Source organism: Streptomyces sp. B5E4 (assembly GCF_039871555.1).
GTDB lineage: Bacteria > Actinomycetota > Actinomycetes > Streptomycetales > Streptomycetaceae > Streptomyces.
The window spans coordinates 41,399-63,396 of record NZ_JBDPMI010000009.1; the positions used below are offsets into that span (position 1 = coordinate 41,399).

General features: G+C 72.5%; 21 protein-coding genes. 11 read left to right on the forward strand and 10 right to left on the reverse strand.

Annotated features, from left to right (window positions below; genetic code table 11):
* Positions 1-44: 44 nt before the first annotated feature.
* The 3 genes from ABGA99_RS14455 to ABGA99_RS14465 all read left to right on the forward strand — a co-directional run bounded on the left by ABGA99_RS14455 (position 45) and on the right by ABGA99_RS14465 (position 3,311).
* Positions 45-1,385: an ABC transporter substrate-binding protein gene (locus tag ABGA99_RS14455; RefSeq protein WP_347578433.1), complete on the forward strand. Its 1,341-nt coding sequence runs from the start codon at positions 45-47 to the stop codon at positions 1,383-1,385.
* Positions 1,386-1,594: 209 nt separating this feature from the next.
* Positions 1,595-2,401, forward strand: coding sequence for a sugar ABC transporter permease (locus ABGA99_RS14460; protein WP_347578434.1), 807 nt, complete (start codon positions 1,595-1,597; stop codon positions 2,399-2,401).
* 4 nt (positions 2,402-2,405) lie between these two features.
* Entirely contained in the window at positions 2,406-3,311 is a 906-nt protein-coding gene (locus ABGA99_RS14465; protein ID WP_347578263.1) for a carbohydrate ABC transporter permease, read from the forward strand.
* A gap of 137 nt (positions 3,312-3,448) precedes the next feature.
* On the opposite strand, the gene ABGA99_RS14470 is transcribed toward ABGA99_RS14465, so the two are convergent.
* Positions 3,449-3,994 carry a lytic polysaccharide monooxygenase auxiliary activity family 9 protein gene (locus ABGA99_RS14470; protein WP_347582774.1) on the reverse strand — a complete coding sequence of 182 codons (546 nt, stop codon included), beginning with the start codon at positions 3,992-3,994 and terminating at the stop codon, positions 3,449-3,451.
* Between the two features lie 147 nt (positions 3,995-4,141).
* Here ABGA99_RS14470 and ABGA99_RS14475 point away from each other — a divergent pair, with 147 nt between their 5' ends.
* Both ABGA99_RS14475 and ABGA99_RS14480 read left to right on the forward strand, forming a co-directional pair.
* Positions 4,142-4,852: a helix-turn-helix transcriptional regulator gene (locus ABGA99_RS14475; protein ID WP_347578265.1), complete on the forward strand. Its 711-nt coding sequence runs from the start codon at positions 4,142-4,144 to the stop codon at positions 4,850-4,852.
* Between the two features lie 160 nt (positions 4,853-5,012).
* Entirely contained in the window at positions 5,013-5,540 is a 528-nt protein-coding gene (locus tag ABGA99_RS14480; RefSeq protein ID WP_347578435.1) for a GNAT family N-acetyltransferase, read from the forward strand.
* Here ABGA99_RS14480 and ABGA99_RS14485 read toward each other — a convergent pair.
* Positions 5,537-6,409: an oxidoreductase gene (locus ABGA99_RS14485; RefSeq protein ID WP_347582775.1), complete on the reverse strand. Its 873-nt coding sequence runs from the start codon at positions 6,407-6,409 to the stop codon at positions 5,537-5,539. The two genes, ABGA99_RS14480 and ABGA99_RS14485, sit on opposite strands and share 4 nt — an antisense overlap.
* A gap of 139 nt (positions 6,410-6,548) precedes the next feature.
* Here ABGA99_RS14485 and ABGA99_RS14490 point away from each other — a divergent pair, with 139 nt between their 5' ends.
* Positions 6,549-7,403, forward strand: a complete 855-nt coding sequence (locus ABGA99_RS14490) for a LysR family transcriptional regulator (protein WP_347582776.1) — start codon at positions 6,549-6,551, stop codon at positions 7,401-7,403.
* A gap of 19 nt (positions 7,404-7,422) precedes the next feature.
* On the opposite strand, the gene ABGA99_RS14495 is transcribed toward ABGA99_RS14490, so the two are convergent.
* The 4 genes from ABGA99_RS14495 to ABGA99_RS14510 form a co-directional block, all read right to left on the reverse strand.
* Positions 7,423-8,013, reverse strand: a complete 591-nt coding sequence (locus ABGA99_RS14495; protein ID WP_347578268.1) for a hypothetical protein — start codon at positions 8,011-8,013, stop codon at positions 7,423-7,425.
* 34 nt (positions 8,014-8,047) lie between these two features.
* Positions 8,048-9,091 carry a hypothetical protein gene (locus ABGA99_RS14500; protein ID WP_347582777.1) on the reverse strand — a complete coding sequence of 348 codons (1,044 nt, stop codon included), beginning with the start codon at positions 9,089-9,091 and terminating at the stop codon, positions 8,048-8,050.
* Positions 9,092-9,105: 14 nt separating this feature from the next.
* The gene (locus ABGA99_RS14505) at positions 9,106-9,768 is read right to left on the reverse strand and encodes a hypothetical protein (RefSeq protein WP_347582778.1); all 663 of its coding nucleotides are present in this window, start codon (positions 9,766-9,768) and stop codon (positions 9,106-9,108) included.
* A 208-nt stretch (positions 9,769-9,976) separates the two neighbouring features.
* Complete coding sequence (locus ABGA99_RS14510) at positions 9,977-11,002, reverse strand: 6-phosphofructokinase (RefSeq protein WP_347578271.1); 1,026 nt, start codon at positions 11,000-11,002, stop codon at positions 9,977-9,979.
* Between the two features lie 216 nt (positions 11,003-11,218).
* On the opposite strand from ABGA99_RS14510, the gene pta reads away from it, so the two are divergent.
* The 3 genes from pta to pyk are packed head-to-tail and all read left to right on the forward strand — an operon-like array spanning position 11,219 to position 16,041.
* The gene (gene pta / locus ABGA99_RS14515) at positions 11,219-13,378 is read left to right on the forward strand and encodes a phosphate acetyltransferase (protein ID WP_347578272.1); all 2,160 of its coding nucleotides are present in this window, start codon (positions 11,219-11,221) and stop codon (positions 13,376-13,378) included.
* Positions 13,375-14,583: an acetate kinase gene (locus ABGA99_RS14520; protein ID WP_347582779.1), complete on the forward strand. Its 1,209-nt coding sequence runs from the start codon at positions 13,375-13,377 to the stop codon at positions 14,581-14,583. The genes pta and ABGA99_RS14520 overlap by 4 nt, the downstream gene beginning before the upstream one ends.
* Before the next feature lie 33 nt (positions 14,584-14,616).
* Complete coding sequence (gene pyk, locus ABGA99_RS14525; RefSeq protein WP_347578274.1) at positions 14,617-16,041, forward strand: pyruvate kinase; 1,425 nt, start codon at positions 14,617-14,619, stop codon at positions 16,039-16,041.
* Between the two features lie 20 nt (positions 16,042-16,061).
* Here the strand turns inward: pyk and ABGA99_RS14530 are convergent, their stop codons facing one another.
* The 4 genes from ABGA99_RS14530 to ABGA99_RS14545 all read right to left on the reverse strand — a co-directional run bounded on the left by ABGA99_RS14530 (position 16,062) and on the right by ABGA99_RS14545 (position 20,076).
* Positions 16,062-17,363 carry a hypothetical protein gene (locus ABGA99_RS14530; RefSeq protein ID WP_347582780.1) on the reverse strand — a complete coding sequence of 434 codons (1,302 nt, stop codon included), beginning with the start codon at positions 17,361-17,363 and terminating at the stop codon, positions 16,062-16,064.
* Entirely contained in the window at positions 17,350-17,901 is a 552-nt protein-coding gene (locus ABGA99_RS14535) for a DUF6114 domain-containing protein (protein WP_347582781.1), read from the reverse strand. The genes ABGA99_RS14530 and ABGA99_RS14535 overlap by 14 nt, the downstream gene beginning before the upstream one ends.
* Positions 17,902-17,991: 90 nt before the next feature.
* Complete coding sequence (locus ABGA99_RS14540; protein WP_347578277.1) at positions 17,992-18,621, reverse strand: DUF6230 family protein; 630 nt, start codon at positions 18,619-18,621, stop codon at positions 17,992-17,994.
* 468 nt (positions 18,622-19,089) lie between these two features.
* On the reverse strand, positions 19,090-20,076 hold the full coding sequence (locus ABGA99_RS14545; protein ID WP_347578278.1) for a tetratricopeptide repeat protein: 987 nt from the start codon (positions 20,074-20,076) through the stop codon (positions 19,090-19,092).
* Between the two features lie 196 nt (positions 20,077-20,272).
* Between ABGA99_RS14545 and ABGA99_RS14550 the strand changes: the two genes are divergently transcribed.
* Both ABGA99_RS14550 and ABGA99_RS14555 read left to right on the forward strand, forming a co-directional pair.
* Positions 20,273-20,941, forward strand: coding sequence for a TetR/AcrR family transcriptional regulator (locus tag ABGA99_RS14550; protein WP_347578279.1), 669 nt, complete (start codon positions 20,273-20,275; stop codon positions 20,939-20,941).
* Between the two features lie 70 nt (positions 20,942-21,011).
* A complete protein-coding gene (locus tag ABGA99_RS14555) occupies positions 21,012-21,986 on the forward strand; it encodes an NAD(P)-dependent alcohol dehydrogenase (RefSeq protein ID WP_347582782.1) in 975 nt (324 codons plus the stop codon).
* The last annotated feature ends 12 nt before the right edge of the window (positions 21,987-21,998 follow it).

A 21,998-nucleotide genomic window follows, 5' to 3' on the forward strand; every position in this document is an offset into this window, starting at 1 on the left:
CAGAGCCGCAGGGAGGTACCGCCGTGCACCGCCCCGTTTCCCCGATGCTCGCCACCGCGCTGACCGCCGTGCTCGCCGCCACCGCACTCTCCGCCTGTGGAGACTCCGGCAGCGATCCGGACACCGTCAAAATCCAGTTCAAGAAGTCCACCGACGCCAAGAACAAGATCTTCGACCGCGAGATCGAGGCGGTGAAGAAGGAGTTCGAGAAGAAGTTCCCCGGCAAGAAGGTCGAACTGATCCCCGTTCAAGTGCCGGACGAGCAGTACTACACCAAGGTCCAGCAGATGCTGCGGTCCCCCAAGACCGCCCCCGACCTGGTCTACGAAGACACCTTCCTGATCAACTCCGATATCGCCGCGGGGCTCCTGACCCCCCTTGACGACTACCTCAAGGACTGGAAGGACTGGGGCCAGTACATCGACACGGCGAAGACCGCCGCGCAGGGCCAGGACGGCAAGACGTACGGCGTCCCGGACGGCACCGACACCCGCGGGCTCTGGTACAACAAGGAGCTGTTCGCCGAGGCCGGGCTCCCCGTCGACTGGCAGCCGAAGACCTGGGACGACGTCCTCGACGCCGCCCGCACCATCAAGCGCGAGCTGCCCGATGTCATCCCGCTGAACGTCTACACCGGCAAGCCCGCCGGCGAGGCCGCGTCCATGCAGGGCTTCGAGATGCTGCTGTACGGCACGGGCGAAGACCCGCTGTACGACCCGCAGTCGAAGAAGTGGGTCGCCGGCGGCCAGGGCTTCACCGACGCCCTCGACTTCGTGCACACCGTCTACAACGACGGCCTCGGCCCCGACCCGCAGGACGCCCTCGACCCCAACGTCGGCACCAGGGTCGGCACCGAGTGGCTGCCCGAGGGCAAGCTCGCCATCGACCTCGACGGCTCCTGGATGTCGAACAACTGGCTGGAGACCGGCCCCAAGCCGTGGCCGGAGTGGACCGAGGTGCTCGGCCAGGCCGCCATGCCCACCCAGAACGGCCAGGCGCCCGGCCGGGTCAGCATGTCCGGCGGCTGGGCGTGGTCCATCCCCGCCAAGGCCAACAACCCCGACCTGGCCTTCGAGTTCATGAAGGTCGCCCAGTCGCGGAAGAACAACACCCGGCTGACCATCGCCAACGGGCAGATCGCCGTCCGCGAGGACGTCGCCGCCGACCCGGACTACCAGGCGTACGTCCCGGGCGTCGAGTTCTTCACCGGCCTGGTCGAGGACACCCACTACCGCCCGGCGCTCCCGGTCTACCCGCAGGTCTCCACCGCCATCCAGGAGGCCATGGAGCAGGTGACCACCGGCGACGCCTCCGCCGAGGACGCCGCCAGGGGCTACGACGAACAGCTCGATTCGATCACCGACGGCGAGGTGGTCGAGAAGTAGCCGCCCGAGCAGCCCGAGAGGCCATGGTGACCAAGCACACCCCCGCCCCCGCCGGGCCCCGGGACGCAGCCGCCGGTACGGCGGCGCGCGTCCCCGGCCAGGCGGGCGGCGGCCGCCGCCGCACCGGACCGACGAAGCACCCGCAGCCGCCCCGCTCCGTCCTGCGCGCGCTGCTGCGGGCGCTGCCCGTGGGTCCCGCCGTCGTCCTGATGCTGCTGTTCCTGGCCGGACCCATCGCGTACTGCGTGTGGATCGCCTTCACCGACCTGCAGTTGTCGGGCCAGGCCGAGTCGTCGTTCGTCGGCCTGGAGAACTTCCGTACCGCCTTCGACGACGAGGGCTTCGTCAACGCCGTCTGGCTGACGCTGGTGTTCACGATCCTGTCGTCGATCGTCGGCCAGAACACGCTCGGGCTCGCGCTCGCGTCGCTGATGCAGCGGGCCTCGAAGACGGTGCGTACCGTCACCGGGGCCATCGTCATCACCGCCTGGGTGGTGCCGGAGGTCGTCGCCGGCTTCCTGCTCTACGCCTTCTTCCGCCGCGAGGGCACGCTCAACTCGGTCCTGGACTGGCTCCATCTGCCCAGCCAGAACTGGCTGTACACGCTGCCGATCCTGGCCGTGTCCTTCGCCAACGTCTGGCGCGGCACGGCGTTCTCGATGCTCGTCTACTCCGCCGCGCTCTCCGAGATCCCCAAGGAGATCACGGAGGCCGCGGAGGTGGACGGCGCGGGCGGCTGGCGGAAGCTGTGGCACGTCACGCTGCCGATGATCCGGCGCTCGATCGCCACCAACCTGATGCTCAACACGCTGCAGACCCTCTCGGTCTTCGGGCTGATCTGGGCGATGACCCGCGGCGGTCCTGGCGACCGCAGCCAGACGCTGCCGCTGTTCATGTACGAGCAGGCGTTCAAGAACAACCTGCTCGGCTACGGCACGGCGGTGGCCCTGCTCCTGCTGCTGGTGGGCGCCCTGTTCTCGCTGGTGTACATGCGGATGCTGCGTACGGAGGTATGAGCCGATGCCCACGTCCACGCTCACCCGCGACACCCCGCCGCCCGGTTCTCCGTCGCCCCGCCGGCGCGGCCCGGGCGGCACGCCAGGCGCGCGCCGGCTCAGCCGGCGGCTGGCGGCCGACCTGTGCCTGCTGCTGGCGGCGCTGGCGTTCATCCTGCCGCTGGCCTGGCTGCTGTTCTCGTCCGTCGACGCGGACTCGGGCCTGACCGCCCGGCCGCCCACGGACGTCACCTGGGACAACTTCGACGCGGTGATGACCACGGACATCACCTTCCGCCCGCTGCTGAACAGCCTGATCCTGTGCGGCTCGGCGACCGCCGTCACGGTGGTCGCGGCGGCGCTGGCGGCATACCCGCTGTCGCGCTACAGCTCGCGGCTGAACCGCCCGTTCATGCTGACGATCCTCTTCACCACCAGCCTGCCGATCACCGCCATCATGGTGCCGGTCTACGGGCTGTTCGTGCAGATCAACCTCATCGACACGATGTCCGGCACGGCGTTCTTCCTGGCCAGCTCGCAACTGCCGTTCGCGATCTGGCTCATGAAGAACTTCATGGACGGGGTGCCGAAGGTGCTGGAGGAGGCGGCCTGGACGGACGGCGCGTCGTCGATGCAGGCGCTGGTACGGGTCATCCTGCCGCTGATGGGCCCGGGCGTCGTGGTGGTGACGGTCTTCTCGTTCATCATGATGTGGGGGAACTTCTTCGTCCCCTTCATGCTGCTGCTCAGCCCGGACCAGATGCCGGCCTCCGTCTCGATCTTCGAGCTCTTCGGCAACATGGGTTCGGTGGTCTACGGGGAGCTGGCGGCGTTCTCGATCATCTACTCGGCGCCGGCGGTGCTGCTGTACGTGCTGATCGCCCGCCGCCTCGGCGGCGGCTTCGCGCTGGGCGGCGCGGTGAAGGGCTGACGGGGGGCGCGGTGGAGGGCCGGCCGGGGCCTGGCCGGCCCTCCACCGCCGCCCGCGGCGGCCGCGTGACGCGCCTGGCGGGACATCCCGCCGGGCGCGCCCCGTACGGCCGCGGGGACGGGCCTGTGCGACGGGCGTCAGCCGCCGATGTTGACGTCGACGCAGGCGTAGAAGGCGTTCCCGGTGTCGGCGACGTTCCACACGGCGAGGACCTTCTGCTTGCCGGTGATCCCGCCGAAGTCGACGGAGTGGCTGAACTCGGCCGGCGGCTGGGCGCCGCCGTCGTCGAACTCCGCGACCTTCTGGCCGCCGACGAAGTACTGCCAGGTGCTGGTGCGGTGCCTGGCCGTGATCTTCCAGTTGAACGTCGCGGTGCTGCCCACGTTGGTGACGTTCCAGCCGCGGTTGTCGTCGTCCAGTTCGCCGAAGCCCTGGTTCCCGCCGCTGCAGTTCGTCAGGCCCTTGGGCCCCTCGACGCTCTGCGGCTCGTACTTGATGCCGCCGCACGGGACGACGCCCTGCGCGCACTGCTGCTGACGGCTCGGCGGGTTGGTGATCCAGCCGTGGGCGCTCGCCTGCTGGGAGGGCAGGGCCAGGAGGAGCAGCGGGGCTACGCCGGCGCCGACGACGGCGGCACGTGTCGCACTGCGGCGCTTGCGGGCAGGCTTGGTGCTGCGGTGCATACAACTCTCCTTGCGTGGGGGGTCATTGGTCTAGACTTTAACTATTGGCCGTCCACCGTCAACCCCTCCGGCCCCACGCGCGTCTCCCCGTAGCTTCGGTGGAACGCACGGTTGATAACGGGGTGCACCACTACCTACGGTGACGGTGTGACGACACAGGTGCCCGGCCCCGGCGCCGGCCCGCCGGAACATCAGCCACCCTTCGACCCCGCGGCGGCCCGTCGATTACGCCGCGCCCTCGGCCTGGGGCACGACCACGTCGCGTACGGCATGCGCGCCGCGTACGGCCTGGCCGTACCCGCCGCCGCGGTCGCCGACTGGGAGAAGGGCCACGCCCGCCCCAACCGCCACGAACTCGACGCCCTGGCCGGCGCCCTGTGGTGCACGCCGGCCGATCTGATGGGCTCGCCCACGTCGCTCCACGCCCACCGCCGCGCCCACGGCCTGCCCCTGGACGACGTGGCCCGGCACATCGGCATGGACCCCGCCACGTACCTCAGCGCGGAACGCACCGGCCGCTGGCCCGGCACCGAATCGCAGGCCACCCGGCTCGCCTACCTCCTCCGCCTCCCCCTCCCCGACCTGCTGGACCTCACCGGCCGCAGCGAGCCCCTGGCCCGCCACCTCCGCGACGCCGCCACCACCCGCTGGCAGCCCCAGGTCCGCCCCGTCGCCCGGCTCACCCGCCTCCCCCGCCGCCCTCTGGAACGCGCCCTGAGCACCCTCCACGAGGAGTACCAGACCCGCACCGCCGCGGCCCGCAACTGGGGCGAGGACCCCCCGCCGGACTCCGCGGCGGGGGTGACGACGTATCTGCAGCAGGTGCTCCCCCGCTTCTGGGAACTCCTGCGCAACTGACGCCGCGACGGCCTTCACCGACCGGTTCGCCCGCCGCCGCTCCGGTGACGTGAAGTAGCCTCGCCCCGGGGGCGGCCCGGGCTTTCGCCGGGGACCGGACCGGAGGTCCTCAGCTCTCCTTCCGCATCCGCACACCCCGGGAGTTCCGACGGACACCGAACTGACCGCCGTCGCCGCCGAGACCATCCGGACCGCGCGGCTCGACCTGCTTCCCCTGCGCGTCGGGCACGCCGACGAGATGGCCGGCGTGCTCGCCGACCCCGCGCTCTACGCGTTCACCGGCGGCTCGCCGCCCGCGCTGGGCGAACTGCGGGCGCGATACGCGCGGTTGGCCGCAGGGGCGCCCGGCGGCGGGACCGTGTGGGGGAACTGGGTGCTGCGGGTACGGGCGGACGGGGGGCTCTGCGGGTACGTGCAGGTGACGATCCGGGAGGGGGCCGCCGAGGTCGCCTGGGTCGTGGGGACGCCGTGGCAGGGTCGCGGCTACGCCGGTGAGGCCGCCCGGGGGCTCGTCGCGCGGCTGCGGAAACTGCCGTTGCGGGCGGTCGTCGCGCACGTCCGCCCCGGCCACCGCGCCTCTGCCGCCGTCGCGGCGTCCGCGGGGCTGGTGCGTACGGACCTCGTCCAGGACGACGAGGACGTCTGGCGGCTCGACCTCACCTCGCCGCCACCGCCGGCCGCACGCTAGCGGCCGATCCCGTCCAGCTCCGCCATGTCCCCGTCGGAGAGGGCGAGTCCCGCCCCCGCGACGTTCTCGCGCAGGTGCGCCACCGACGACGTACCGGGAATGAGCAGGATGTTCGGCGACCGCCGCAGCAGCCACGCCAGCGCGACCGCCATCGGCGTCGAAGCCAGCCGCTTCGCCACCGCGGACAGCGCCGTGGACTGCAGCGGAGTGAAGCCGCCGAGCGGAAAGTAGGGCACGTAGGCGATGCCCAGGGCGGCGAGGTCGTCGATCAGCTCGTCGTCCTGGCGGTGGGCGAGGTTGTACATGTTCTGCACGCACACCACCGGCGCGATCGACCGCGCCTCGGCGACCTGCCCGGCCGTCGCGTTGCTCACCCCGAGGTGGCGGATCAGGCCCTCCTGCCGGAGTGCGGCCAGGGTTTCGAAGGGCTCGGCGAGCGAGCCGGGCCGGGGGCCCTGCGCGTCGCCGAGGCGGAGGTTGACGACGTCGAGGACGTCGAGGCCGAGGTCGTCCAGGTTCTCGCGGACGGCGCGGCGCAGGTCCTCGGGGCGCCGGGCCGGGGGCCAGCCGCCCTGCGCGTCGCGGTCCGCGCCGACCTTGGTCACGAGGTGCAAGGACGCGGGGTAGGGGTGCAGGGCCTCGCGGAGGAGCCGGTTGGTGACGCGTGGTCCGTACGCACCGGCCGTGTCGATGTGGGTGATCCCGAGGGCCACCGCCTCCCGCAGGACGGCGAGCGCGCCGTCGCGGTCGGCGGGCGGGCCCATGACCCCGGGGCCGGCGAGCTGCATGGCGCCGTAGCCGACGCGGGTGACGGTCAGATCGCCCAGGGGCCACGTGCCGCCGGGAGGCGGAGTGAAGGGGGTGTGCATGGCTGTGCCTTTGCTGTCGGGGCCGGTGGCGGGCTGTCCGGCCCGTGCCGTCGATGCTCGCCCGCCGGCGGGCGGCGCGGCCAATACCGACGCGGTGGCCCGTCATACCCGGGGGGTATCACCGACGTAGCCTGGGGGTGTGGACACCCTGGAGACCCGCGAGCTGCGCTACTTCGTCGCCGTGGCCGAGGAGCTGCACTTCGGCCGCGCCGCCGTTCGCCTCGGCATCGCCCAGCCGCCGCTGTCCCGGGCGATCCAGCAGCTCGAACGGCGCCTCGGCGTCCGTCTGCTGGAGCGCGACCGCCGCGGCGTCGCGCTGACCGCGGCCGGAGAGATGCTGCTGCACGAGGGCCGCGCCGCCCTCGACGCGACCGCCGCCGCCGCACGCCGCACGCGTCGCGCGGGCGGCGCCGAGGGGCACGGCGGCTCCCGTCACCGCCTGGTGCTGGCGGTGAAGGCCGCCGCCTCCCACGAACTGCTGCACGACCTTCTCGACGCGTACGCGGCCGAACCCGGCGCCGCCGAGGTCGAGGTGCTGCCCAGCGGCACGTGCGAGCAGGGGGAGATGCTGCGCGACGGCCGCGCCGACGTGGCACTCATGCACGCGCCGTTCAACTCCCTCGCCGGCTTCGACACCGAGGAGCTGACGCGCGAGGGCCAGATCGCCATCCTGCCCGCGGCGCACCCCCTCGCCGCGCGTACGGCCCTGACCCTGGCGGACATCGCCGACGTCCCCGGTCTCCCCCTCGCCCGCTGGTCGAGCGACGCACCCGGCCCCGGCCCCGAGATCCACGACCAGACGCAACTGGCCCAGTTGATCGCCCTCGGCCGCACCGTCGCCGTCTTCCCCGACTCCGCCCGCGCCTGGCTGTGGGCCGAACACACCGCCGTCCCCCTGACCGACGCACCGCCGGTCGTCACCCACCTCGCGTGGCCCGCGCACAGCCGCTCGCTCGCCCTCGCGCGGCTGGTCCGTACCGCCACCCGGCTGTGACCGGTCAGCGGGCCCCGCGCTACTCCTCCACCTGCGCCCGCTGCCATGCCAGGTAGTCCGCGACCAGCTCCGGCGGATTCGCCTCCGCGGTGAGCGGGATCTGCTCCTCCGGATCGTCCATGTCGAAGAGCACCACCGGCACCGGCCGCCCCAGCACCTCCTCGACGCGCCCCGTCTCGTGCAGATGCCGCGCCACGTCCACGCAGTCCTCGGCGAAGTCGGCGCACAGCAGGTCGTACACCGCGGACCACCGGTCCGAGAACTGCTCCTCGTCCTCGAACCACAGCCCCTTCGCCGCCGACTCCGCGCGGTGCAGCACGGTGCCCACGGGATCCTCCGGCACATGCCCGACGCGCTCGAACCCGTCGAGGATCCAGTACGCGTACGACCACCGCACCTCGCCGTCGGGATCCAGCTCCCCGCGCGCCGCCTCGCGCTCGCGGCGGATCTGCGCCTCGGTGTTGAAGCCGACCTGCACGTACGGATAGCGGGCGTCGTGGTCGACGCGGTACATCTGCAGGGCGACGACGTAGATATCGGGTCTCAGCTCCACCGGAAACGTGTCCAGTATCCGGTACGCCTCCTGCTTCAGATGCTGCCGAAACGTCATGTCCCGCCCGCCTTCCCCGGCGACACGCCCGCTGCTACCGCACGATCGACTGGATCTCCCGCACGTCGAGTTCCTGCGTGGCCTCGATGATCCCGGTCGGCAGCGGCTCGCCCGCGGTGCCGTCCGAGGCGCTCCACGTCACCCGCCAGGTGACGGAAGCGGTGAAGTCGTAAGGCCCGGTGCTCTCGGAGGAACGCAGGTAGGTCACCCCACACGGCGGAACCTCGTCGGCGTCCCCCTTCCGGTACGGAGCCCCGACGGCCCCGTCGCCGTCCATCGCACACTCGCCACCGCCGGGGTGCAACTCGGCGTCGTCGGTCCCGGGATCGATGGTCAAGGAGACCGGAGTGGCGGTGGTCCGCGCCCACATGTTCAGGGCGGGAACCCTGGCCTCCGCCGTCACGGGCCGGAACTGCGCGCCGTCCAGCCACACCCACGTGGGGAGGTTGACGATCTGCTCACCGTCGGGCCGCAACTCCGCTTCGGTGTCGGGCAGAACCATCCGCTCGTAGGCGAGCTCGGCAAGCATCGCAGGATCGATGGCCTGCTCCGTCACCCACGCGGGCGGAGGCTCACCGGTGTCCACCCAGAACGGGACGTCAGAGCATGCGCCCCGAGCGAGGACGTCCTCCTCAGCCGGGTTCGGAACGCCGGCCCAGAACATCCCCTCCCCGTCGTTCTCGACGTTCCAGTCCTTGAAGCCCGGGTGGTTGGGCCAGCTGTAGCCGTCCTCGTAGTGGTCGAGTAACTGCTGGAGCGCACTGCCGGCGTGCCCGGTCATCCCAGGCGTCGCCATCTGGCCCTCAATGGACTTCTTGGTAACCCGCTTGAAGTCCTTGGCACCCAGGTAGGGGGCGTACCAGCACGGCGGCGGGTCCCAATTGGACGTGGTGGGTGTGAGGTTCCCCGGTCCTTTGCCGGCGTCCTTGACCGCACCGGAGAACTGGATGCCACCGCCCGTGCTGGCCCAGATCTCCTGGTCGTCTGCACCGGCGTCGGTTTCGCGGTCGATCGGCGCATCCGCATGCGCCGCTGCCGCTCCCGTCACCAGCCCGAACGCGCACAGCAGGGCGACCACCCCTACTCGTCCCCTCACTGCCTGCACTGCGCGGCCTCCCCCTCGACGTCGATCAACGTCGCTTGCCACGCATCGTCCCGGCCCGGGATCTTCGCCATGCTGACCTGGTAGAACAGGTAACTGGCGTCACTCTCCTCGGTACGCAGAACCTCCCCGGTCTTGATCTCCTTGCCGTAGATCTCCGATTGGTCCACGCAGAAGGAAATCCCGACCGAGTCGCCGTAGCTCTTCACCTCGGCCCGGTAGTAGCGTTCGGTGCCCGTCGCGGTCAGGCTTTCGTCCACGTACGCCTGGATCTGGTCCTGTGCGTACGTCAGGGCCTGCTCGCGCGCGTAGAACTGCGCGGCGGGGTCCTTCGCCTCCTGCTCCGCGATCCCTCGATAGATGCTCCGCACGTAGTTCCCCGCATCCCGCTGCGCCGCCACGTGGTCCGGCTTCGACGGCTCGTCCCAGTCGAAGACCAGCTTGATGTCCTTCGGCAACGACACATCCGGCGCCCCCTCCGGCGCCTCTTCCGCCGGCTTCGGCGACTCCGGTGCATCGGAGGAGGAGTCCTTCGCCCCCTCGATCTGCTCCGTCCCCCCGTCGTCGCCGGAGTCGGAGTCCCCGCAGGCGGTGAGCGTCAGCGTGACGGCCGCGGCGAGGGCGGCGGCCGTCAGGGCGGTGCGTGTGCGCATGGCAAGAAGCTCCCGGTCGGTCGGCGGGAACAACTGGCGCCGGTTCGCGGCCTCTTGTCCCCCGGTGGCGAACTCTGCACGGTACGTTACCGAAACGACCGCCGGGGATTAAGGACGGCTCTGCGACCGCCCGGTCACAGAGCGGACACGGGCCGCGGGCAACCCGCACCGCGGCCCGCGGGGCGGACGCAGGGCCACGCGCCGCCCGTCAGAACACGACCTCCGCCTCGTCCATCCGGTCTGCCGGCACCCGCTTCAGCTCCCGCGTCGCGTCCGCCAGCGGCGCCATCACGATGTCCGTCCCCCGCAGCGCCGTCATCTGCCCGAAGTCGCCGCGGTGCACCGCCTCCACCGCGTGCCACCCGAAGCGCGTCGCCAGCACGCGGTCGTACGCCGTGGGGGTGCCGCCGCGCTGGACGTGGCCGAGGATGACCGGCTTGGCCTCCTTGCCCAAGCGGCGCTCCAGCTCGCCGGCCAGGCGGTTGCCGATGCCGGTGAACCGCTCGTGGCCGTACTGGTCGATCTCGCCCTTCTTGTACTCCATCGTGCCCGCCGCCGGGTGCGCGCCCTCGGCGACGCAGATGACGGCGAACTTCTTGTGCCGGTCGAAGCGCTCCTCGACCATCTTGCACAGGCTGGCGATCTCGAAAGGACGCTCCGGCAGGCAGATGCCGTGCGCGCCGCCCGCCATGCCGGACTCCAGCGCGATCCAGCCCGCGTGCCGGCCCATGACCTCGACGACCATGACCCGCTGGTGGGACTCGGCGGTGGTCTTCAGCCGGTCCATCGCCTCGGTGGCCACGCCGACGGCCGTGTCGAAGCCGAAGGTGCGGTCGGTGGCGGAGATGTCGTTGTCGATGGTCTTCGGTACGCCGACGACCGGCATCCCCGCGTCGGCGAGCATCGCCGACGCCGTCAGCGTGCCCTCGCCACCGATCGGGATGAGCGCGTCGAGGCCCAGCTCACGGCTGAGTTCCTCGGTGTTCTCGCAGGCTTCGCGGAGCCGGTCGCGCTCCAGCCGGGACGAGCCGAGGACCGTGCCGCCGCGGGCCAGGATGCCGCTGACGGCATTGAGGTCGAGCTTGCTGTACCGCCCTTCGAGCAGTCCCTTGAAGCCGTCCTCGAATCCGATCACCTCGTCGCCGTGACCGGCCACGGCCCGGTGGACCACCGACCTGATCACCGCGTTCAGGCCGGGGCAGTCTCCGCCTGCCGTGAGTACTCCGATGCGCATGTCTCTCCTGCTCGGTGCCGTCGCATGCATGCTCGATGCCGATTCTCCCATGCTCCGGGGGTCACCCGTCCGAACAGCCGGTTAACCCTCTGTCACACGCGGCGGTCACCTCGCCGTCACCCCGGGGGGCGGACCGCCGCCGTTCGCGCGCCCCGCCCCGGCCCGAACTGTATGGTCGAACAGGACCGCGACGGACGGGACGGATGGAGTGCAGGAGTGACCCGCAGCGTCTACGTCGCCGGCATCGGCCGCGGTGACGGCCGTCAGGTCGTCGAGCTGGGCATGATGGAGCTGCTCTCCCGCCAGGTCGACCGGGTGGGGATCTTCCGCCCGCTTGCCCACGCCGACGCCGATGCCCGCGACCCCGTCTTCGACCTGCTCCGCGCCCGCTACCGGCTGAGCCAGCCGCGCACCGGGGTGCTCGGCATGACGTACGAGAGTGCCTCCGCGCTGCAGGCCGACGAGGGTACGGACGCGCTGGTGGCCCGGCTCGTCGAGCGGTTCCACGAGATCGCCGCCGGCTACGAGGCCGTGCTCATCTTCGGCTCCGACTTCGCCGACACCAACATCCCCGCCGAGCTGGCGCTCAACGCCCGCCTCGCCAACGAGTGCGGTGCCGCCGTGCTGCCCGTCGTCGGCGGCGCGGAGCAGTCCGCGGAGTCGGTGGTCGCCGAGGTGCGCAACGCGCACGACGCGTACGCCTCCCTCGGCTGCGACGTCCTGGCGATGATCGCCAACCGCGTCGGCCCCGACGCCGCCCCGCGGGCCCGCGCCGCCGCCGCGGACATCGGCGCCCCTCTGCCCGTGCCGGTGTACGTCATCCCCGAGGACGCCGGCCTCGCCGCCCCCACGGTCGCGCAGATACGGGACGCGCTCGGCGCCGGGCTGCTGGCCGGCGACGCCGGCGGGCTGGCCCGTGACGTACGCGACTTCGTCTTCGGCGGCGCGATGCTCCCCGCGTTCCTGCCGGCACTCAGCGAGGGCTGCATGGTCATCACCCCCGGCGACCGGGCCGACCTCGTCGTCGGCGCGCTGGCCGCGCACTCCGCCGGCTCCCCCGCGATCGCCGGGGTGCTGCTGACGCTGGACGAGCGTCCCGGCCCGGACATCATGGCGCTGGCCGAGCGGCTGGCGCCGGGGACGCCGCTGCTCACGGTGGCCGAGGGCTCGTTCCCCACCGCCGCCGCGCTGGTCGGGCTGCGCGGCGAGCTGAACGCCGCGACGCCGCGCAAGGCGGACATCGCCCTCGGCCTCTTCGAGTCGCACGTGGACTCCGCGCAGCTCACCGGCCGGCTGGCGGGGGCGGCCAGCGGACGCGTGACGCCGATGATGTTCGAACACATGCTGATCGAACGGGCCCAGGGCGACCGCAGGCACGTGGTGCTGCCGGAGGGCACGGAGGAGCGGGTGCTGCTGGCGGCGGAGGTGCTGGTACGGCGCGGGGTGTGCGATCTCACCCTCCTCGGCGAGGAGCAGACGATCCGCAAGCGCGCCGCGGAGCTGGGGCTGAGCCTGCCGCTGCTGAGCGCCGACGCCCCGGCGGCACAGCCGGGTGATCCGGCCACGGCCCGGATCACCGACCCCCGCGTCTCGCCGCTGCGCGAGAGCTTCGCCGAGCTGTACGCGCAGTACCGCTCGCACCGCGGCGTCAGCGTGGAGCTGGCGTACGACGTCCTGGGCAACGTCAACTACTTCGGCACCCTCATGGTGCAGCAGGGCCTGGCCGACGCGATGGTCTCCGGCGCCGCGCACTCCACGGCGGCCACGGTCCGCCCGGCGTTCGAGGTCATCAAGACCGCGCCGGGCGCCGCGATCGTCTCGTCCGTCTTCTTCATGTGCCTCGCGGACCGGGTCCTGGTGTACGGGGACTGCGCGGTCAACCCCGATCCGAACGCGGAGCAGCTCGCGGACATCGCCATCCAGTCGGCGGCGACGGCCGCGCAGTTCGGCGTCGAGCCGCGGGTGGCGATGCTGTCGTACTCGACCGGCACCTCGGGCTCGGGTTCGGGCGTCGACAAGGTGCGGCGGGCGACCGAGCTGGTGCGGGCCCGGCGGCCGGACCTGGAGGTGGAGGGCCCGATCCAGTACGACGCGGCGGTGGACGCCACCGTCGCCGCCGCCAAGATGCCGGACTCGCAGGTCGCGGGGCAGGCCACGGTGCTGGTCTTCCCCGACCTCAACACCGGCAACAACACGTACAAGGCGGTCCAGCGCACCGCCGGCGCGATCGCCGTGGGGCCCGTGCTGCAGGGGCTCAACAAGCCGGTGAACGACCTGTCCCGGGGCGCGCTCGTCCAGGACATCATCAACACGGTCGCCATCACCGCCGTACAGGCGCAGGGCACCGCCGCACCGGCACCGGGCGGCCGCTCATGACCGCCCCGAGCCGGATCCTGGTGCTCAACTCCGGCTCGTCGTCGCTGAAGTACCAGCTCATCGACATGGCGGGACCGGCCCCGGGCGCCGACCGGCCGGCCCGCGGCATCGTCGAGCGGATCGGCGAACCGCAGGCCCGCGGCGGCGTGCCGGACCACGCGGCGGCGCTGCGCGCCGTCGGCGAGGAGCTGGCCGCCGCGGGGCACGGGCTGGACGCGCCCGATCTGCTGGCCATCGGCCACCGTGCCGTCCACGGCGGCACCCGCTTCACCGAGCCGGTCCTCGTCGACGACGGGGTGCTGGACGAGATGGAGAAGCTGGTCCCGCTCGCCCCGCTGCACAACCCGGCGAACATCGCCGGCATCCGCGTCGCCCGCGAGCTGCGCCCCGACCTGCCGCAGGCCGCCGTCTTCGACACCGCCTTCCACGCCACCCTCCCCGAGCACGCCTGGCGCTACGCGCTCGACACGGCCACCGCCGACGCCCACGCCGTCCGCCGCTACGGCTTCCACGGCACCTCGCACGCCTACGTCTCCCGCGCCACCGCGCAGTTGCTCGGCCGCGACCCGGCGGACCCCGGGGACTTCCACGTCATCGTGCTGCACCTCGGCAACGGCGCCAGCGTGTCCGCGGTCGCCGGCGGCCGGTGCGTGGAGACCTCGATGGGGATGACCCCGCTGGAGGGCCTGGTGATGGGCACCCGCAGCGGGGACCTCGACCCGGCGGTGATCTTCCATCTCGCCCGCGAGGCGGGCATGGACACGGACGCGATCGACACGCTGCTCAACAAGCGCAGCGGTCTCGTCGGCCTCTGCGGGGACAACGACATGCGGGAGATCGGCCGCCGGATCGCCGAGGGCGACGAGCGCGCGCGGCTGGCCTTCGACGTGTACGTCCACCGCATCCGCAAGTACATCGGCGCTTACACCGCCGTGCTGGGCCGGGTGGACGCCGTCGCGTTCACCGCCGGCGTCGGCGAGAACTCCGCCGCCGTACGGGAGGCGTCGCTGCGGGGCCTCGAAGGTCTCGGCATCGAGCTGGACTCCGTACGCAACGCGCTGCGCGGCTCCGCGCCCCGCGTGATCTCCGCGCCCGGCTCCCGGGTCACGGTGGCCGTGGTGCCCACCGACGAGGAGCTGGAGATCGCCGCCCAGACCCTCGGCCTGGTCCGCGGGGACGGCCCGGCGCTACCCCCACCGGAATAATTCCGGTCGAGAACAAACCGATAGGATGGCGTCATGCGCCGAGCGAAAATCGTCTGCACCCTGGGTCCCGCCGTCGACTCCTTCGAGCAGCTCAAAGCGCTGATCGAGGCCGGCATGTCCGTGGCCCGCTTCAACATGAGCCACGGCACCCAGCCCGAGCACCAGGAGCGCTACGACCGGCTGCGCAAGGCCGCCGAGGAGACCGGGCGGCCCATCGGCGTGCTGGCCGACCTGCAGGGCCCGAAGATCCGGCTGGAGACCTTCGCCCAGGGCCCGGTGGAGCTGGCCCGCGGCGACGAGTTCACCATCACCACCGAGGACGTGCCCGGCGACCGCTCCATCTGCGGTACCACGTACAAGGGCCTGCCCGGCGACGTCTCCCCCGGCGAGCGCATCCTCGTCAACGACGGCGCGGTGGCGCTGGAGGTGCTGGAGGTGCGCGGCCCCGAGGTGCGCACCATGGTCATCGAGGGCGGCGTCGTCTCCGACCACAAGGGCATCAACCTGCCCGGCGTGGCGGTGAACGTCCCGGCGCTCTCCGAGAAGGACGTGGACGACCTGCGCTTCGCCCTGCGCATGGGCTGCGACATGGTCGCGCTGTCCTTCGTCCGCGACGCCGGCGACATCGGCGACGTCCACCGGGTCATGGACGAGGTCGGGCGGCGGGTGCCGGTCATCGCCAAGGTGGAGAAGCCGCAGGCGATCGACCACATGGAGGAGATCGTCCTCGCCTTCGACGGCGTGATGGTGGCCCGCGGCGACCTGGCGGTGGAGTATCCGCTGGAGAAGGTGCCGATGGTGCAGAAGCGGCTGATCGAGATGTGCCGCCGCAACGCCAAGCCGGTGATCGTCGCGACCCAGATGATGGAGTCGATGATCAACGCCTCACGCCCGACGCGCGCCGAGGCGTCCGACGTCGCGAACGCGATCCTGGACGGTACGGACGCGGTGATGCTCTCCGCCGAGTCGTCGGTCGGCAAGTACCCGATCGAAACGGTCAAGACGATGGCGCGGATCGTCGTGGCGGCGGAGGACGAGCTGCTGTCGCGCGGGCTGCAGCCGCTGGTGCCGGGCAAGAAGCCGCGTACGCAGGGCGGGTCCGTGGCCCGGGCCGCGTGCGAGATCGCGGACTTCCTGGACGCCCAGACGCTCGCGGCGTTCACGCAGTCCGGGGACACCGCGCGGCGGCTGTCGCGCTACCGCGCGTGCCAGCCGATCCTGGCCTTCACCACCGACGAGAGCACACGCAACCAGCTCACGCTGAGCTGGGGCGTGGAGCCCGTGCTCGTGCCGCACGTGGACAACACCGACGCGATGGTGGACCTGGTGGACGCGGAGCTGCTGAAGCTCAACCGCTTCCACGAGGGCGACACGATGGTCATGACCGCCGGGTCGCCGCCCGGGGTGCCGGGCACCACGAACATGGTCCGCGTGCACCACCTGGGCGGCGAGCGCTGAGCTGAGCGGCGCGCCCCGCGCTACTCGACGGTGTTCCTCAGGCCCGGCACGGTGAGCGTGCCGCCGAACTGACCGGCCTGGACGACCTGCACGTCGGTGAAGAACGCGAACGGCAGGTCCAGCGGCGGCGGGCTCTCGGGGCTGAACGTCAGCGGGATCAGCCCGAAGAGGCTGCCCCGCAGCTCCTCGGTGTACATGGTCACGGTGCCGTCGCGGATGGTGGACGTGCTGCCCTTGTCGGCGCGTACGTGCGTGGTGTTCCTGCCGGGTCCGACGACGGTCTGGTGCAGGTCGCGGATGTCGACCCCGTCGTCCGCGGTGTACTTGAGCACCTTCTTGACCTTGCCGCCGTAGGTCCTCACCTCGACGATGCCGTGGTACGTGAGCCCCTGGAGGGTGAGCCTGGTGCTCTCCAGCCGCCACGGGTCGTCGGGCAGCAGCGGCAGCCCGGGTTCGGGTGCGGCGTTCGCCAGGGCCCCGGGGTCGGCGGTGGGGCAGGGGAACGGCTTCTTGCCGTCCGCGTCCGCGGCGGTGCCGTCCGCGGCGTCGGGCTTCTCGTCCGCGGGGTCCCCGGCCGTGTCCCGTACCCTGCCGTCCAGCTCCTCCACGGTGGCGCCGGCTTCCTCGGCGGCGTCGCGGACGGCCTTCTCCGTCGCCCGCCGCTCCTTCTCCGAGGCGGCGCCGGAGCCGGCGCCCGTACCGCCGGCGGAGCCGGAACCGGCCGGGCCCGCACCGGAGTCGGAGCCGGCGCCGCCCGAGCCGTCGGACGGCTCGGCTCCGGGCCCGGCCCCCGCTTCGGGGTCGTCCGGGTCGAGCAGGTCGTCCAGCGTGTCGCCGAGGCCCAGCGGGTCGTACCAGGGGTGGGACTCCGACGGCGAAGGACTCGGCTCCGCCTCACCGGACCCCGCGGCTCCGCCCCCGTCGGACCCGGCGTCGCCCGCGGCACCGTCCGACCCCGCGCCGGCGCCCGGCCGCTCCGCCGCCGACGGACCCGGCGACGGCCCGCCACCGGGCTCCGCCGACTCCCCGGCGCCCGGCGCCTCTTCGCCGCCCCGGGCCTCCGGCGCGTCCCCGGCGTCCGCCGTCTCCTCGTCCTCCGGCTCCTCCGACCGCTCCGCGCACGGCCCCGGCCGCCAGCGGTCCGCCGGATCGTCCTCGGCGATCGCCGGGCGCGGCGTCAGCCCCAGGCCCAGGAAGACCGCGGTGGGCATGGCCGCCAGGGCTATCGCCCTGCCCGCCGGCACCCGGCCGAGCAGCGGCCTGCGCGGCGCCGCGTGCCGCGGCCCCCGGCGTACGGCCCTCGCGTGGTCATCCGGCCGCACGGTGCCTCCCGCCGTCGATGTCCTCAAGGACACCCACGAGGAGTTCGTCGACGTCGGCTCTCTGCTCCTCCGGGTCCGCGGACGGCACGGCGGACCCGGAGGAGCCGGAGGCGTCGGAGGTGCCGGAAGCGGCGTCGGCCACCACGTCCCCCGGCACCCACGAGACGGCCAGCGCCCCGCCGATCAGCGACAGCAGGAAGCCCACCAGCAGCCCGCCGAAGTTGGACACCGGGATCGACACCAGCGCCAGCACGAGGGAGGCGACGCCCGCGAACACCCGGACGACGGAGTGGAACCACATGGTCAGCCCGAGCGTCACCAGCAGCACACCGATGATCAGGCCGCCGGCCCCCGCCTGCGTCGCCATCTGCAGGCTGAGGTTGCCGAGCTTGATGTGGTAGTACGGCAGCGCGCCGATCGGCACGCCGCCCGCGATGGCCAGCAGACCCGCCCAGAACGGACGGGAGCCACGCCAGGCACGGAATCCCAGCCGCCAGGTGTTCATTCGGTGCAGCAGGTCCGGCAGGTCGGCGCTCATGGATACAGCTCCCCGGTACGGCGGTGCGGTGCAGTCAGTGGGAGGTCCGGCGGGGAGCGGTACGCGCCTCCCCGCCGGCCGAGTGCCTGGTCAGAAGCACTCTTTGACGCCCTTGTGCAGCTTCATGCTGAGCCCGCTCAGCTTGAAGGTGCCGGCACTGGTGGCCCAGGCGGTCTGTTTCACGTCGGTGAGGACGGCCCTGTCGGCCTCCTGCGCGAAGCCGTTCGGGTTCGCGTTGTCGCCCTTGCCGATGCCCGGTCCCTTGGTGCTGGACCCGGCGGCCACACCGATGTTGATGTTCTCGAACGTCGCGTCGGCGTCGAGCTGCGCGATGTCGATGTAGAGGTTCTTCGCCTCCACCGGCTTGTCGTCGCCGGCCGTCAGCACCAGGCTGACCGAGCCGATGAGCGGGACGTCGGGCGTGACGACCGACTGGCACATGCCGTCGATCTTCGCGTCCTTGAACGCGGAGATCGCGACCGGCCGGGTGGCCTTGTCGCCCTCCAGGTCGTGACCGCTGTCGACTCCCCCGTACTGGACGAAGCCGGTGCCTTCCAGCCGGTCCGCCGTGACCTTGAACTCCTGGCCCGACACGCTGAACGACGCCGCCAGCGCGCCCTGGCTCAGTGCCAGGCCGATCGCGGCGGTCGCCGCCAGGCTCGGCACCATGACCACGGCGAAACGCTTCCATCTGGTCCCACCACGTGCCTGGGACTCCATGCCTCTCCTCCTTCTCGGACGTACGTCCTGGGCCCGTGGGCCGGTCCTCGGGAGCGAGGAGGATCCGCACGCGCTCGCCGGCGCGGCTCTGCGGGTCCGGGTACGGGCGGCGGACGCGCTACGTCGAAGGGGGTGTCACCCCCGAGCGACTCGTTGTCCGGACAGGCTCCGGTCCGCGGAAACGGTCCGCGGAAACGGGGAACCCCCCTGTCCGGTTGGCGATCGTGGTCCATCGGAAGGGGGGCGCACAAGGGGTTCGTTACCAACGGGTAACGCGAGGGTGAGGCAGATCCGGCCACACTGGCCGGATCCCGCACACTGGGTCGCCGACGACCGCGGGCGCACCCGGCGACATGGCATGACAAAGACGGCCATCTGACAGCGCGTCAGTTACTGCGGGTAACAGCCCTGCTCACAAGTCAATTCTTGGCAAAGCAGCAGGGACTGTCACCCTTGGTCATCTTCTGCTCAGAACAGCACACGGGCCAGCGCCTGCCGCCCCGCCACCACCCGGGGATCGTCACCGCCGACGACCTCGAACAGCTCCAGCAGCCGCACCCGCGCGGCCTGCCGGTCCTCACCGGCGGTCCGCGCCACCGTGTCGACCAGCCGCCCGAACGCGTCCTCGACGTGCCCGCCGACCAGGTCCAGGTCGGCGACCCGGATCTGCGCCGCCACGTCCGCGGGGTTGTCCGCCGCCTCCTTGCGTACGGCCGCGGGGTCGAGCCCCTCGACCCGCCGCAGCAGTTCCGCCTGCGCGAGACCCAGCGTGGCCTCCACGTTGCCCGGGTCGTCGGACAGCACGTTCTGGTACGCCTGGATCGCGCCGCCGAGGTCGCCCCGGTCCAGCGCGTCACCGGCCGCCGCTAGCGCGCTGTCGTAGGGACCCGCCGGCTCCTCCGGCGCCTCCTGCTCACCGGCGCCGTCCTCGCCGGCCGCGGCCGGCTCGCCGGCGACCGCCTGCCCGACGATGCCGAACTGCTGCTCGGCGACCTTGACCAGTTCGTCCAGCACCTGGCGGATCTGCGGCTCGGGTGCGGCGCCCTGGAACAGCGGGATGGCCTGCCCGCCGACGACCGCGAAGACGGCCGGGATGGACTGGACGCCGAACTGCTGGAACAGCATCTGGTTCGCGTCCACGTCGATCTTGGCCAGCACGAACCGCCCGGCGTACTCCTGCGCCAGCCGCTCCAGCAGCGGGCTGAGCTGCTTGCACGGCTGGCACCACTCGGCCCAGAAGTCGACGACGACCGGGACCTCGGTGGAGCGCTGCAGGACGTCCTGCTGGAAGCCCGCTTCGTCGACATCGATGACCAGCGCGCCGGCGCCGGGCGCGGGCACCCCGTCGCGGGCGGCCTGGGCGCGGGCCGCCTCCGCCTTCTCCTTGGCCTCCGCGGCCGCCTTCACCGCGGCCAGGTCGACCGCTCCGCTCATAGACATGTTGCGTGGCTGCATACGCCCTATCCTCCCCCCTTCCCGCGGTGCATTGAACGGACGGGCCGCGGATGACTCGGCGAACCCGCCCGGAAGGGTTCGTCCCGGGTGGGTTCCAGGTGCGGCGGAAGACACCGGTCGCTCGGGGGTGACTTACGCTACGCGCCGTAGCGTAACCCTGCCTGCGGTGGCGCGGAGAAGGGACAAGGTCCAGCTCATGAGGTACGAGACCCCCTGCGCACGGCGCGCGGGCCGGCCGCGCAGCGCGACCGCGGACCGGGCCATCCTGGACGCCGCCCGGGCCGCGATCGCCGAGACGGGCTGGGCCGGGGTGACGCTCGGCGGCGTCGCGGCCCGCGCGGGAGTGGCGAAGACCACGCTCTACCGGCGCTGGCCGGGCAAGAACGAACTCGTCCTGGACGCGCTCGCCGACCTCTTCGACTCACTGCGGCTGCCGGACCACGGCAGCCTGGCGCGGGACGTGGAGGGCGTGGTGCTGCAGTTCGCCGGGCTGCTGCAGGAGCCGCACACGCGCGGCGCGCTGACGGCGGTGCTGGCGGAGGCGACGCAGGACGCGGCCCTGCGCGAGCGGATCCGCGGCTCGATCGTGGAGCGGCAGCGGCATCTGGTGCTACGAGGCCGCGAACGGGCGCAGGCACGCGGGGAGTTGCCGGTGGAGCCGGACCCGGCGGCGGCGGACCGTACCGCGGACATGATCTTCGATGTGATCGCCGGCTCCGTGCTGCACCGGCTGCTGGTCAGCGCGGAGCCGGTGACGGCCGCGTGGGCGACGGCGTTCGCCACCCTGCTGACCCGGGGCCTGGCCGCCCCGGCCGATCCGGCGCCGCCCCCGGCCCCGGGCAGCCGGGAACCGCCGGCGCAATAGGCCCTTCGGGCCTGTCCCGGCCGCGCCCGGAGCGGGATGCTGGCAGCCCACCTCGAGGAGGAGGGCCCCCATGAAGGCGATCGTCCAGGACCGCTACGGCCCGGCCGGGGTGCTGCGGCAGGCCGAGGTCGAACGGCCGGAACCGGGTGCGGGCGAGATCGTCGTACGCGTCCGTGCCGCGGGACTCGACCCCGGCGTGTGGCACCTGATGACCGGGCTGCCGTACATGATGCGCCTGATGGGCTTCGGCCTGCGCCGGCCGAAGGACCGGGTGCGCGGCTGGGACGCCGCCGGGACCGTCACGGCGGTCGGCGCGGGCGTCACCCGCTTCGCGCCGGGCGACGACGTGTTCGGCGTCGGCAGCGGCGGCACCTTCGCGGAGTACTGCCGCGGCGCCGCCGAGATGTTCGCGCTCAAGCCGGCGGAGGTGGACTTCGACGCCGCCGCTGCCGTGCCCACCTCCGCGATCACCGCGCTGCGCGCCCTGCGCGACGCGGGCGGGCTGCGGACGGGCGGGCGCGTCCTGGTGCTCGGCGCCGGCGGCGGCGTGGGCACGTTCGCCGTCCAACTGGCCAAGGCACGCGAGGCCGAGGTCACCGGCGTCTGCGGTACGGACAAGACCGAACTGGTCCGCTCGCTCGGCGCGGACCACGTCGTCGACTACACCGAGCGGGACGTCACCGCCGGCACCGCCCGCTTCGACCTCGTGCTCGACACCGCGGGCAACCGCCCGCTCGCCGCGCTGCGCCGCGTCCTCGCCCCGCGCGGCACGATCGTCCTGGTCGGCGGCGAGGGCGGCGGCAGGTGGGTCGGCGACCTGCGGCGCTCGCTCGGCGGCTCCCTGCGCTCCCTGGTCTCCGCCCGGAAGGTGAAGGCACCCTACGTACGCCCCCGGCCGGAGGACGTCGACGAGGTGCGCGGCCTGCTGGCGGCCGGCACGATCACACCGGTCGTCGGCCGGAGGTACCCCCTGGCCGACGCCGCCGAGGCGGTCCGGGACTGGGAGAAGGGCCACACGCGCGGCAAGTCCGTGCTCGTCGTGTGACCCCGCTCCCCC